Source organism: Opitutales bacterium (assembly GCA_013215165.1).
Classification (GTDB): Bacteria; Verrucomicrobiota; Verrucomicrobiia; order Opitutales; family JABSRG01; genus JABSRG01.
On sequence record JABSRG010000021.1, the window covers coordinates 12,254 to 26,051 of the forward strand.

A 13,798-nucleotide genomic window follows, 5' to 3' on the forward strand; every position below is an offset into this window, starting at 1 on the left:
TCAGCCTCAGTCTTTGCCAGGGCGCGCCTCACGCGTGGAGACTTCCCAATCGTAACGCTGCAGGGGTTCCTCTCCATCCTCGACATGGCGACGATCACCTTTGTGATACCAGAAAAACACCGGAGTCGCGATGAAGATGGAGGAGAAGGTTCCTGTAAGAATACCTAAAACAAATACCAAAGCGAAATCCTGGATCACGCCTGCGCCGAAGATGAGTAGCGTTCCCGCCGCGAGCAAGGTCGACAAACTGGTCCAAATAGTTCGGGACAGCACTCGATTGATCGAAAGGTGCACGATGTCTTTGAGCGAGGCATCCGGATCGAGTCCAAGCTCTTCACGTATTCGGTCAAAGACAACAATGGTATCGTTAATCGAATAGCCCACGATCATGAGAATAGCGGCAAGCATCGGAGCCGTAAACTGACCACCGAAGATCACAAACAATCCGATGGTCATAAGGACGTCATGAATCGTCGCGACGATTGCCCCCAATCCATATCCAAATTCGAAACGTAGGGCAACATAGGTAAGGATTCCTAAAAGAGCCGCTGCTACAGAGAGAAATCCGTTTCGTTGGATCTCCTCAGACACTGCCGCACCGATGGTCGTGATTCCTTGCATCTCAAGGTATGCATCCGGAAACGCTGCCTGCATTTTCTCCACCGCCACGGGACCGATATCCCGATCTGTCTGAATTTTGAGCATGCTTGTGCCCGTACCAATATCAGTCTGCTCGGTTATGATAATCTCTCCCAGGGCCTCTGTCTGAGCCAGACTCAGGATGGCCTCATCCGTCGGGCGTTCGACGTAAGATAGCACCACCTCGTCGCCACCCAGAAAGTCGATACCAAAAATCTCGTCGGCACGCATGAAGGTTACGGCTACTCCGACGACAACCAAGATCCATGAGGCAATAAATGCCGGACGACGGAAATTCATAAAGGGCACCTTGCGAATCGGTAAGCCTGGGAGACCCAGCACCCGCTTCGCTACTGCTTTTTCCACCAGGAATTCGAGCAGACCACGCGAGGCGATCAATGCTGCAAACACGGACGCTACGATACCAATTGCCAAAGTAACACCAAAGCCCTTCACCGGACCCGTGCCCAGCGCGATCAATATAGCAGCCGTGATGAGGGTCGTGATATTTGCATCCACAATTGTGGAAAATGCCTTCTCAAAACCGCCATGCACCGCATTGCGCAGCGCTTTGCCTTGCTTCAGCTCTTCCCGGATCCGCTCAAAAATAAGGATGTTAGCATCGACACCCATCCCCAAGGTAAGCACGAGAGCCGCAACACCAGGAAGCGTGAGCGTGGCCTGGAAACTCGCTAAGACTCCGAGAACAATCAGGATATTTACTATGCCGGAAAAGACTGCCACCACGCCGCCGGCCCAGTAGTAGAGCACCATAAAAATAATGACTAGCCCCGCACCCCAAAGCATCGCTTGCTTGCTGCTATCCTGAGCTTCTTTAGCCAAGGTGGGACCCACCTCGTAGACCTCGTCCTGGATCAATTTAACCTCGAGTGGGTTGTTGAGGACATTGGCCAGCTCAATCGCTTCCCGCTGGCTGAAGTCGCCTGTGATTACAGCACTTGTGCTCAGAGGTTCGTTGATTACCGGGGCACTGTAGAGATCGCCGTCCAAAACGATTGCGAGGGGCTGCTGCACCCCTGTCCGGCGATCTTCGTTGACGATGCGAGAGGTCACCTCAAAGACGCGACCTTCGCCTTCACCACTGAACCGCAGCTGAACTTCCCAGCCACCGCTGAGCCCCTGCGCCGCGAACGCTTCGGAAATCGCACTTCCTGCGACCTCTGAGATCCGTTTTACAAAAAAGGCAGATTCGCTCACACGCCCATCTGGAAGATTGATATCTCTGGTCAGCACCTCGTAGCCAGCAGGCCACTGGCTGCGCGGAGTCGTGTAGGGATCAATCAGCCCTTGCATTTGCTCACGGCTCACGAGACGCAGCTCGAGTTTCGCAGGTTTGCTGATGTTCGATAACAAATCTGGGTTACTCCGCGTATTCAGACCGGGGAGCTGTATTTCGATCTGATCACTGCCCCGTGGACGAATCAGCGGCTCGGCGACACCGCTCCCGTCGAGGCGGTTACGCATGATTTCCACCGCCTTACTGAGCTGCTCTTGCTTTAAAAATTCGTCCTCACCCAGCGCATCCGGATCGATACGAAAGGTTACCGATACCCCACCGACTAGGTCGAGGCCCTGACGAATCTTGCCCTTGGAGGACTTCAAAAGCTCCCCGACTAAGACATCGTTGCGCGTTTCTAGTTTAGGAATGTCCGCAAGGTTTATTTCAGGGAAAAATCGAGACAGATCGACATCGTCTTCCGTCGCCACCGCACTCAATGCAACGAACAAAGAAGGGTATGTATCCGCGTCTACGGCAGCCTGCGCCTTTTCGACGACCGTCTCAAAACCGGACGGGTCGACCGTTACAGCACTACGCACATATTCTGGGAACGGCGTGTCCTGAGTTGGAAAAATTGAGAGCAGCGACCAACCGACCACAACGGCGGTTAGGGCGAATTTCCAGAGCGTGCGGCCCGACATGTGAGGTGGGGTTTAAGAGTTTTCGAATTACTTATCCGCCTTTGAAGAGACGAACTGTCTGTTCACGTCGACCTTGGTGTTGTCGGCGATCTGGATGGTGAATCGGTCTTCCTTCACGCTCGTGATAGCACCGTAAATGCCGCTGTTCGTCATAACATTGTCCCCGACCTTGAGGCCCTCGATCATCTTTTGATGCTCCTTCTGCTTCTTGCGCTGGGGAGCGATAATAAAGAAATACATACCCACAAACATCAGGATGAACGGCATGAAGGATATAAAGGATGGGCCCTGAGGCTGGCCAGCCGGTGCGGTCTGCTGAGCGAGAAAAATAAAGGCTTCTATCATAAAGGTGTGGATTTAGAGAAAACCGAAGACCGAAGCGCTGAGCCGGTTTTAAGGCAAGCTCAAAGGCCGGAATCCGAATCGTAGACGAGATGGAACCTTTAAAACGCTCAAAGGTTCACAAAAAAACCGTTACCGATTTCTTGATATCAATGAACCTCCTCAGCATTGTTCACCTTGTGAGAAACGCGCCACTTAAGCCCCTAGGGTTTGTATTCACTTTTTTGTTAGCTCTCTTTCTGAGTGCGCAGGAGCAGGAAATCGAAGATAGCGAACCATCAGAAATTGAACCGTCTGCAGAGTTAGAAACGGTCCCTGAGCCTGAAATGCCAATATCTCCCGACGATTCCAACAGCGAAGCTGTTATTGAATCCATAAACGAAGAGATTACCTTAGAAGACTCAGGTCCGGCTAAAGTATACATCGTTCCCATCGAAGGCGCTATTGCCACGCCAACCGAATATATCGTCCGACGCGCAGTCAAAGATGCTATCGAGAACGACATCGACGCAATCGTCCTCAAAATGCACACGCCCGGCGGAGCCCTCGGCAACACCTTAGAGATCATGGAGCTCCTCTCAAATTTCGAAGGCACCACCATCACATTTATCGACAATGAAGCCATCTCGGCCGGGGCCTACATTTCCGCTTCAACGCAAGAGATTTACATGGCTCCCGACGCTTTGATTGGTGCCGCAGCTGTGGTTTCTGGTTCAGGGGAGGACATCGCTGAGACGATGAAACAAAAGATCGATAGCGTCCTTAAGGCAAAGGTGCGCATCCTTTCCGAGGAATATCGTTATCGTGGCGATGTTATACGCGCGATGATGGACAGTAGCTTCGAGCTAAAAATCGGCGACGAAGTCATCAAAGAAGCTGATGAGCTCCTCAGCCTCACGGCATCAGAAGCAGTCAAATTCTACGGGGACCCACCCGCCCATCTGCTTGCTGAGGGCATTTATGATGACATTGATGCCCTTCTAGAGGCGCGGTTCGGCGACCGCGGATTCGAGGACCAACGTTTTGAAATCTCTTGGTCGGAAGAGTTAGCCCAGCTTTTCAATACCATCACTCCTGCCATCATAGGCATTGCTCTGCTTTTGATATTCATCGAATTCAAAACGCCTGGCTTCGGCGTGTTTGGTATTTTGGGTGTCTCTGGATTGGTATTCGTCTTCTTCAGCCAATACGTCGCCGGGTTTGCTGGTTATGAACCCCTGATCTTTTTCATCCTGGGTGCCCTGCTCATCCTGGTAGAGCTTTTTCTGATTCCTGGAACCGTTGTTTTTGGTGTCATGGGCGTAGGCATGATGCTGGGTTCTTTGATATGGAGCATGGTCGACGTGTGGCCCACAGAAGATTTTTCGTACAGCCCGGCAGTCTTCACAGAACCCCTTCAAAATGTGGGCTTGGGCATGCTGATTGCGATTGTCGGCTTCCTTATTTTGCTGCGCTTGCTTCCCAAAACTTCGATCTGGCAAGGCATGGTGCTGACTGAAAAAGTCGGCGATAGCGGCGGCAAAAAAGTCGCAAATCCTATGACTGCAAAAGAAGTCGGTGCGATCATCGGAAAGGTAGCCGAACGCCCTCCCCTCGGCTCTGAAGGCATCAGCATCACAGCCATGATGCCCTCCGGCACTATTGAAATCGAAGGGAAACGTTTCCAAGCTCAGACTCGCCTCGGGAGTATAGAGAAAGGTGTTCGCGTGCGTGTCTCAGAGTATGCGGCTTATTCATTAGTCGTCGAAGCCGTTGAATCCTCCTCTGTGTCATGACGTTAATCGTAGTCCTCATCGTTGTAGCCTTTGTGCTCATCGCTGCCGAAGTCTTTATGCCCGGCGGCATCTTAGGCATTTTCGCTATCGTCTTCCTTCTCGGAGCAACGGTTATTGCCTACCAAGAAATGGGAGCACCCGGAGCCATACTGACCGGAACGGCATCTATTCTAGGAGGAATTCTCGTGTTTATCGCAACGCTCCAGCTCCTTTCACGCACCAAGTTGGGGAAGGGATTTCGCCTCGATGCCAAAGTCTCGGGTAAGGCCGTCGGAAATAATCTCAGCTCCGATCTGATCGGACGCGTGGGGTCGACCGTCACCAAACTTGTGCCGAATGGTCTCATCGCCGTTGACGGTAATCAATATCCAGCCCATTCAGAAGATGGTTATGCGGATTTAGATACACCGGTAATCATCACATCCATACGTGGAGCATTTTTTAACGTCCGTATTCATAAACAGAATTCAACCACATCCTGACCCTATGATCCCGTCCCCAATCCTCGCTAATGCCACCCTCATCATCGGTGTCGTTGGTGTCATTGCAGTCCTCGTCCTCGTATTTATCCTCTGGTCATTCCTGGGAACATTCATCAAGGCCTTACTGGCCGGAGCGCCTGTCGGGCTCCACACCCTGGTCGCCATGCGCCTCCGTGGCGTGCCGCACTCGCTCATCGTCGATGCGCGGATCACTGCGTTCAAGGCAGGGATCGAGCTGACCACCGACGAGCTGGAAGCTCACTACCTAGCTGAGGGTAATGTCATCCCCACCGTCCAGGCACTGATCGCCGCTGAAAAAGCCAACATCAACCTTGATTTCCCTGCAGCCTGTGCGATCGACCTCGCCACGCGCGGCACCGATAAAAGCGTCCTTGAGGCCGTGCGCACGTCGATTAACCCGAAGGTCATCGACTGCCCCGGTGGCATGGGAGGACGCACCACGATCGACGGTGTTTCCAAAGACGGCATCCAGGTGAAAGTGCGCGCGCGTGTCACAGTCCGCTCCAACCTAGACCAATACGTCGGCTCAGCACTGGAAGAAACAATCATTGCCCGTGTGGGTGAGGGTATTGTCACAACAATCGGTTCCGCCGAGACATACAAACACGTTCTAGAGAGCCCCGATACCATTTCACGCACGGTGCTTTCTCGCGGTCTCGACGTGGGCACTGCTTTTGAAATTCTTTCCATTGACATCGCAGATGTAGACGTAGGCCAGAACGTCGGGGCCCAGCTGCAAGAGTCTCAAGCCGTCGCGAACAAAAACATGGCACAGGCGCAGGCAGAAATCCGTCGTGCGGCCGCGGTAGCTCTCGAACAGGAGATGAAGGCGAAAGTCGAAGAGATGCGTGCCAAACTTGTCGAAGCTGAAGCTCAGGTTCCACAGGCGATTGCTGAGGCCTTCCGTAATGGTAATTTGGGCGTCATGGACTACTATCGTTTAAACAACATCAAAGCCGACACAGAGATGCGCACGAGCATTTCTAAGGATGATGAAGACGATAGCACCGACTCGATTACTCCGAAGGCCTAGACTGAGCTAATGGGTTTCTTCGATCAGATCATCGAGTTCCTCGTCCCGCTCGTTATTTTCTTGGCGTTCACGGTCGGCCCGCGGCTGCTTGAGCAGTTCGGCAAATCGCGCGACGAAGACGAGGAGCGGCCCCAGCAGCCTGCGAGTGAAGAGCAGCGGAGGATCCAGGAGGAGATCCGACGCCGGATTCAGCGTAATCAGGAGCAACAACGTGCCCCACAAAGGCAAAGTTCCGAGAACGCTGAGCCGCCTCAGCTGGCAACGCAGCGCCCACAGAGGAATTACGATCCGACCCGGAGCGAGGGGAATCAAGACCCGTCGCGGCCAACTACGCCTCAGGCCGCCAGTGCCGTGCCGATGTCGGACGGAGAAGATCAGCTGAAACGTCTCGCAGAAGCCCGTGAGGCCGCAGAGCGCACGCAACGAGAAATCGAATCTGCGCGACGCAAAGCCCAGTCGATTCTAAGCAAGACTCCGTCGGGTCGCAGTCCGACTCGCAGTTCAGCTTATGCAACGGTTCCCACTTCAGAACTCAGCTTGCGTTCGATACGTCAAGCGACGCGGAACCCTGCGCGGCTACGCGAAGCTATCATCCTAAACGAAGTTCTGAGCCCGCCGGTTTCGCTCAGGAAACAGAATCAGTCTTAGCTGATCTCCGGCTCACATTTTCCCTGACGGTAAAATGAAAGGGGACGCGCCCCCCAGCGCGTCCCCTTTTTAGTTTCCATCTGATTTTGAACCTTGGTTCCCCCCAAGTTCACAGGATGAAAGTATCAAAAATCTAATACAAAACCATGCGTCTAAACAGTTAGGAATTTAAGTATTATATCAAGCCCAATGTTCTTTGATCCAGGGAGCAGGTTTAAATCGGCGAAAACCGCGTCCTTTGCCCTGAATTGCCTCAGGTGGGTTGGGGTGGCCATGAAAAACTACAACACGTGCTCCTTTGGGTAAAGTGGGCGATCTAAAGTATAAGAAAGGAAACGGAGGAATACAGCTTCGCTTAAAGCTCACACACCACTCTGGTGGCCAAAAAGTTACATCAAAATTTTCACGGACCTGACGTGTTAGGAAAGCCTGCTCGTTCCGAACCTCGGCTTTCACACGTTCTTGATTTTCTCTGAAGTAACGCAGCACATCCGCATGAGCCCCGGCGTTAAATCGGAATACCGAGCTATTACCAATACCCTGACTCTTCAGCAACCAATCCTGAATAATACAAAAATCACCTGGGTACTCAAAGAAGACGCTCAAGTCACCGGTAATCACGATGTCCAAATCGAGAAACAACACCTGTCCGGTAATGTCTTCCAATGGATCACTCAACACGGTCAATTTCTTCCACCCACGCTCAGGGGCATTGGGATCAAGGCTCAATGGGGGTATGGGAAAATTCTCCACACCGTCCGGCAGGCCTACTGCATCGTCTGTAAAGCAAATAAAGCGAAATGGGCCAGTTAGATGCTTGCAAACCGCACGATGTAGACGTTCCACGTAATCTGGACCATATTTGGTCCCCCATTTCATACAGATTATATTCCGTTCCATTTAGAAACACCTCTTCAAAACTAAAGACTAAGTAACGACAACCCGCAAAACCCTAATTCAACCTACGGAACTTTAACGGCATACCGTTGTTTCCGGATAGATTGACACACAAGGCACTCTTAGCCGACCTCTCACATTATGAAGCACTTTCCACTCGTTGTAGCTCTAGCTTTCCCCATAACCCTTCCCTATGCCGAAGACACCACGGAACAAACCGACACTACAGACACCGCATCGATAAATGTCGACCCCCTTGAGGCACTGCGCGATGAAATCGAACAACTGAGCACAGAGAGCAGACTGAGAGAATTGCAACTCAAGGAGGAATTTGCCGACAAAATCGTCGAAACTCAGCGCCTAAAGATCGAAGCAGATCACCAGAGAGCAGAGGCACAGGCCGAACTCGCCGAGATGCAAAAAGAGCGGCAAGCCATCGAAGCCGAATTATCGCTGAACGCTTCCAAAACGAAGATGGAACTGGCAGAGCTCGAAGCGAAAAACAAACGTCTCGAACTGGAAATCGATGCACTCAAAAACGAAAGCCAATTAGCTATCGCTGAAATACGTGCAGAAGCCGAGGTTCTCGCAGCAAAACATCACCTCGGTGAGGAAAAAGCGAAAGCAGAGCTCGCCGCCATGGCTATTCAGCACAAGAAATTGATGGCCGAAGTCGAGATGATCAACGTAGCAAACAACCGGCAAGAGGCAGAACTAAAAAGTGACCAGCTCGAGATTCAGTCCGAGGCATTACGTCTCGATTTACGCCGCAAAGAATTGCTCGCAGCTAACGATGCTTCAAACTTGGAACTCACTCAACTCAAGCGCCAACTCGAAATCCGCGAACAAGCGGCAAAACTCCGTGATTCCCTAGATATTGAGGAATCCTACGAGGCGACGCCTTTCGACGGTTCGACACTTACCGTAAGCGATCGTCGCATTGCGCTCAACGGCCCAATCATTCGTGGTACGGCCGATTTCGTTACTGAGCGGATTCATTTTTTTAATAATCAAGATAGCGAAGCCCCGCTCTTCATCGTAATCGACACCTGTCCGGGAGGGTCAGTCATGGAAGGCTATCGCATCCTTAAGGCCATGGAGGCAAGTGACGCCCCAGTCCATGTCGTTGTAAAAAGCTTCGCCGCCAGTATGGCTGCCGTCATCCTTACGATGGCTGAGCATTCTTATGCATTTCCCAACGCGGTCATTCTGCACCACCAACCCTTCTCTTTCTCGGTCGGAAACCTGACTCAGCAAAACGAGCAGATGGAGATTTTCAATCAATGGGCAGAGCGCCTGCATCAGCCCGTGGCCGATAAAATGGGAGTCAGCCTGGAAGATTTTTATACCCAAATGTATGAAAATAATTCGGATGGTGACTGGCAGGAGTTCGCAGACGTCGCTCAAGAACTCAAGTGGGTGGACAACATCATTGAGGAATTGCGTGAAGAGGGCATTCGCAGGCGCCCGGGCAGTGAAGCCCCCCAGCCCTTTATCATATTCGCCGGCACAGACGCGGACACTGCAGCTGCTCAAGTAAAGTCCCAAGTCCCTCAAAACGCCTATATTCCCACACCCGGACCTTTTGACTTCTACTTCCTTTATAACCGCAATGGCTTCTACCGCTGGCCAAGTCTCTAAAGAGTCCTCAACAGAGCCCTAATTGTCGGTACCCAGCACGGAAGTCTTCTATCGCAGGAGTCCAGCCCACCTCCTGGCTCAAATAACTTGAACGAATTTTCCGATTCGGACGTCGTCCGCCACTGAAGCGACTCCCACGAGCATCTTTATGAGCAGACGCTGGATCATATCTCAACGGACCGCGCCCCAACTCGACGGCGATCCAATCTACGATCTCCTGGCGCGTCGATGGCCTGCCATCCACGGCGTTGTAGCGAGCGCGCGGTAAGCGCTCTCTGCTTAGCACCGCCAGTATCGCTCCAACAATGTCTTCGCGATGGATCAAATTAAGATAAATATCCCCGTACCCAGGCAGCGTCTGCCCCTCTGCGTGGACAACTTGGTTCCACAGTAAATGCCGTTCGGGTCCATAAATACCACCGAGGCGTAATACGGTACTATCTAGAACCGAGCCCTCCACACACCGCTCCGCCTCCACCAGGATCTCACCAAATTGAGACGCAGGAGCCAACGGGGTATCCTCATCGACCCAGTCGCCACCGTGTTCTCCGTAAACGCTGGTGCTACTGGTGTAAACGTAACGCCGCGCCCCGGAAGAAATGGCCCAATCCATGAGAGCTTGCTGCCCCTCGATATAAGATTCCCGGTAGCCCTCTGGACTACGGCTCGCCGAGCTAACAAGATTTACCACATAATCTACTCGATCGGGTAAGCTATCGCGAAAGTCTCCGATATCCGAAAGTGTACAAGCAACCGCCGCGATGCCTTGTCGTTCAAAATTTGCAATGCGCTCTAGGTTGCGTGTCACCGCAGTGACCTCCATCCCGAGATCTCTTGCACGCAGGACCAATGCAGTACCCACGTAACCAGCACCTGCCACTACCAGCTTTGGACTGATGTGTTTGCTCATTATCTTATTTCAGAAGCCGCAAAGAAGTAGCGTCTCCATGCATCGGTTGCACCTTTAAAGTCTCCTAATTCCCCGCGTAATCTCCCAAGCCACTCCCAGGCTTGGATTTGCGTATGACCTGGGATTTCAGTCGTGGTTTCGAGGACCTCAATAGCATCATATAGCCGACCTTTGGCATAATACTGATTGGCCAATCCCAATGCCCGCACTGGATCGCTAGCATTGTTCGCAAACTGACGCTCTAGAGCAGTCAGAGATATCTCAGTATTTTCGACAGGCAGCATGGTTTGCGGGACAAACTGCAACACCCAATCATGCATAGAGGCATGGTTCTCTTTGTGAAGCATGGCGAAAAATTGTATATCCCAAGCATCGACCTCTCCATTAAAGAGCTGCGGCATCATTGCCTCCATACTACTTTGGCCGAGCTCGCCAGCTACCCGATAGAGATGAACGCGCGGTATTTGACCAATGAAATCGGGACCAAATCCACCGGGCCGTACATCATCTAACATAAGCTCGGAAAGCCGAGCGTCCTCGACGCGCTCATATACCTTGAGGCGCAAGGGCGGTGAAAATTCGGACAAGGAAATAAGAGCTTCACGGCTTTCATCCTGCTCAAATCCGATTTGGATCATCTGGTTGAACAACTCGTCTTGATTCTCAGCGGGACGATCTATTGCCATCCGCCAAGCAGCGAGACCGCGCGACACTTTTCTACGTTCAAACCAGACTCGACCCTCCTCAAAGGGGATCACCGCAAGGTTGGGCTCAAGTAATTGAGCTATGCGAAATATGCGCGCAGCGCGTGCTTCATCTCTCCCTCCGGCTCGTAAATAACCTGCCGCATGGGAAAAGTAGGCTTTCCAGCTCAGTGGGCTCCAGGCACCCCACCATGCGGCAGCATCTTCAACCTTGTCGGGATCGCGCGTCTCTACTGCTAGCTTGATCTGTTCTATCGCCCTCGATTCAACAAGATCTGGATGCACCGGCCAGCGTGTCGCACTTCCCAGAATCCAAGTGCCTCCTATCAATATTGCGACTAAACCACCCACCTGCACAGCTCGTATGGCTACCCAAGGTAATGGACGTTGCCCAATAAGCAGCCATCCAGAAATCCGAGAGTCGCGCAGACACAAAGCCATCAATAGGGATCCTAGAAGAAATATACCAACCCGATGCCATCCCCCATCGACCAGGCTGTGCCCCAACACCACCGCAGCCAAACCGATCGTCAAAAATCGACTTTGAGCCTTGTGCCGTCGCGCCGTGCGCAATGCTGTCAGCATCCACCCGACCAATGCCAAAACCACCAGAGCAAAAGCAACCCAACCCTGCTCAGAAAGAAACCAGAGCCAATCATTTTCAGGAAAAGTAACTGCTTTGCCGACCGCCGCCTGTTCTAAGAATTGGGGGATCCAGGCCTCGAATTGCCCCGAGCCCAGGCCCAAAGGATGTTCGCTGATCATAGCCCAGGTATCCACCCAGATACGCGTGCGGAACTCGGACTCTGGCATACCTACAACGACCGGTGGAAACAAGCGATCGCGCAGACTCGAGTCGCCGAGCATCAGGATGAGTCCAAAAACCAATAGAGATGGCAGGCCGTATTTCAGCCCACGGTTTCCACTTCGGCCCCAAATCCAGGAGGTCCCGAGAAACACCAGCATTCCAAGCAACGCAAACACTACACCGCCTCGAGACTCGATGCGGAACAGCGCCATCCCAGCAAACCCCGTGATCCCCATAGCTAGCATCGTGGGGATGAGTCGACCTTCCGTCAGGGTGATTACAAATAGCCCCAAGCCCAAAACAGTCCCCACTGCGAAAACAATTGCGGTCTGATTACGACTTGGAAAAAAACTCGTCGTTTTCCCAGGTTCGGAATCCAGCCACGTGAGATCGGCGAAAAATAGAAATGCGAGTAAGCTGATCCCAAACCCTAAAATCCACAGAATCGCCTGGTTGGATGTCGCATGCGTCCTCCACGCGAGGATCGTATGCAACCAACCCACTCCAGCCGTACAGAGGATGGCAGCGACAGCAAACTGTCCGATATTCTGAACACCCAATGGATAACGACTGAGTTCAGGATAGCTCCCCGCTCCACCCCCTAAAATTTCTTCCGAGCTGAACCCCATGGGTAGCAAGGCGAGCCAAGCGAGACCAAGAAAAATCCAACTGCCCCACCATACCACACCTGTTGAGCGCCGGAGTGGCGGCGTCAGCATCATGCTCAGCCCAACGCCACAAAGAAAAATTCCCTGAGACAGCACGGTGCCCCCTCCGCCAAAAAAAATGAGCAGGACACAAAACAGGGCAGCCCAGACATAAGGCCTTATTTCAGATGAGATCTCACTCAGAGTTCGGCGGCGATCATGGTGATCCACTTGGTTGAGATCGACTCCAGCAGCGCCAAGCATCCAGTGGATTACATCATTGTGCTCTTTAATGCCTTCCGAATCACGCTCACTATGCTGTGACTTCTCTGGGAAATACGTTCCTCGCGATCCTGTCGAAGGCACACGACTACGTTTGCGATCTTGTTTACCTGTTCTAACGCCTCGATGTTTGGAACTTCCTTCTCGTGATCGCCGCCTACGCGAAGATTGAGAAGTTCGCCTTCGACTCCGGTCGCGATTAGAGCGCCTGGGATATTCAGATTCGTCTGCCATGACCTCAGCCAATCAACGACGGCATTTTAGGCTCTAGTTTTCTGAGAAAACCCCGATGCATAGATTCATTGCAACAGGGATCACCCTAGAATGCATTTTTCCACATCATCGACTCCATTGGACGCGGCGACAGCTCATTATATTTGGCTGAGCCTTTTTTGTTGTAAGGTGTGAGCACCTCACCACGGGCATCGAAATAGATCAGCTGTGCGATGGGCATACCGGGGTAAACGCGGACCGGCTGATGGACAGAAATCTCCAGTGTCCAGTGGTTACAAAACCCAATATCTCCCTTTCCAGCCGTGGCATGAATATCTATGCCCAAACGCCCGACACTCGATTTCCCCTCGAGAAAAGGCACATGGGCATGGGTCTCGGTATACTCGCGAGTCACTCCCAGATACGTACGGCCTGGATGGAGCACATATCCCTGGTCACTCATCTCAAAATGCTCCACCTCATTATGCCTCTTGGCATCGAGAACTGCGTCTACATAAACCGCAAGGTTTTGCCCGAGATGGACGTCGTAGCTATTAGAACCCAGACAGGCGCGGTCAAACGGCTCGATTACAATTCGCTTCTTCTCGATTTCCTCAAGAATGGCAGAGTCACTTAAAATCATGGTCTCAGAGCTACCGTACCAAGATTCAGACTCAAGACCCGATCACACCATCTCTGCACTACAGAGATGGTGGAGCTGATCGGAATCGAACCGACGACCTCTTGCATGCCATGCAAGCGCTCTACCAATTGAGCTACAGCCCCGAAAACGAATCGTAACACAAAAAAGTGAA

At 52.3% G+C, this 13,798-nt stretch carries 11 protein-coding genes and 1 tRNA gene; 5 read left to right on the forward strand and 7 right to left on the reverse strand.

Going from position 1 to position 13,798, the window contains the following annotated elements:
* Positions 1-6: 6 nt before the first annotated feature.
* Together secD and yajC are read right to left on the reverse strand one after the other, a co-directional pair.
* Positions 7-2,580, reverse strand: a complete 2,574-nt coding sequence (gene secD, locus HRU10_06155) for a protein translocase subunit SecD (GenBank protein NRA26818.1) — start codon at positions 2,578-2,580, stop codon at positions 7-9.
* A 27-nt stretch (positions 2,581-2,607) separates the two neighbouring features.
* Positions 2,608-2,925 carry a preprotein translocase subunit YajC gene (gene yajC / locus HRU10_06160; GenBank protein ID NRA26819.1) on the reverse strand — a complete coding sequence of 106 codons (318 nt, stop codon included), beginning with the start codon at positions 2,923-2,925 and terminating at the stop codon, positions 2,608-2,610.
* Between the two features lie 176 nt (positions 2,926-3,101).
* Here yajC and HRU10_06165 point away from each other — a divergent pair, with 176 nt between their 5' ends.
* Genes HRU10_06165 through HRU10_06180 form a run of 4 tightly spaced genes read left to right on the forward strand, consistent with a single transcriptional unit; the run spans position 3,102 to position 6,881 of the window.
* Positions 3,102-4,697, forward strand: a complete 1,596-nt coding sequence (locus HRU10_06165; protein NRA26820.1) for an ATP-dependent Clp protease proteolytic subunit — start codon at positions 3,102-3,104, stop codon at positions 4,695-4,697.
* Complete coding sequence (locus HRU10_06170) at positions 4,694-5,179, forward strand: hypothetical protein (GenBank protein NRA26821.1); 486 nt, start codon at positions 4,694-4,696, stop codon at positions 5,177-5,179. The genes HRU10_06165 and HRU10_06170 overlap by 4 nt, the downstream gene beginning before the upstream one ends.
* A gap of 4 nt (positions 5,180-5,183) precedes the next feature.
* Entirely contained in the window at positions 5,184-6,233 is a 1,050-nt protein-coding gene (gene floA, locus HRU10_06175; GenBank protein NRA26822.1) for a flotillin-like protein FloA, read from the forward strand.
* A 9-nt stretch (positions 6,234-6,242) separates the two neighbouring features.
* A complete protein-coding gene (locus HRU10_06180; GenBank protein NRA26823.1) occupies positions 6,243-6,881 on the forward strand; it encodes a hypothetical protein in 639 nt (212 codons plus the stop codon).
* A gap of 180 nt (positions 6,882-7,061) precedes the next feature.
* On the opposite strand, the gene HRU10_06185 is transcribed toward HRU10_06180, so the two are convergent.
* Positions 7,062-7,781 carry a glycosyltransferase gene (locus HRU10_06185; GenBank protein NRA26824.1) on the reverse strand — a complete coding sequence of 240 codons (720 nt, stop codon included), beginning with the start codon at positions 7,779-7,781 and terminating at the stop codon, positions 7,062-7,064.
* A 138-nt stretch (positions 7,782-7,919) separates the two neighbouring features.
* Here HRU10_06185 and HRU10_06190 point away from each other — a divergent pair, with 138 nt between their 5' ends.
* Positions 7,920-9,419, forward strand: coding sequence for an ATP-dependent Clp protease proteolytic subunit (locus HRU10_06190; GenBank protein ID NRA26825.1), 1,500 nt, complete (start codon positions 7,920-7,922; stop codon positions 9,417-9,419).
* A gap of 7 nt (positions 9,420-9,426) precedes the next feature.
* On the opposite strand, the gene HRU10_06195 is transcribed toward HRU10_06190, so the two are convergent.
* The 4 genes from HRU10_06195 to HRU10_06210 all read right to left on the reverse strand — a co-directional run bounded on the left by HRU10_06195 (position 9,427) and on the right by HRU10_06210 (position 13,769).
* A complete protein-coding gene (locus HRU10_06195) occupies positions 9,427-10,329 on the reverse strand; it encodes an NAD-dependent epimerase/dehydratase family protein (protein ID NRA26826.1) in 903 nt (300 codons plus the stop codon).
* Complete coding sequence (locus HRU10_06200; GenBank protein NRA26827.1) at positions 10,329-12,854, reverse strand: O-antigen ligase family protein; 2,526 nt, start codon at positions 12,852-12,854, stop codon at positions 10,329-10,331. Before HRU10_06200 ends, HRU10_06195 begins: the two co-directional genes overlap by 1 nt.
* A gap of 235 nt (positions 12,855-13,089) precedes the next feature.
* Complete coding sequence (locus tag HRU10_06205) at positions 13,090-13,626, reverse strand: dCTP deaminase (protein NRA26828.1); 537 nt, start codon at positions 13,624-13,626, stop codon at positions 13,090-13,092.
* Between the two features lie 67 nt (positions 13,627-13,693).
* A tRNA-Ala gene (locus HRU10_06210) sits at positions 13,694-13,769 on the reverse strand.
* Between the last annotated feature and the right edge of the window lie 29 nt (positions 13,770-13,798).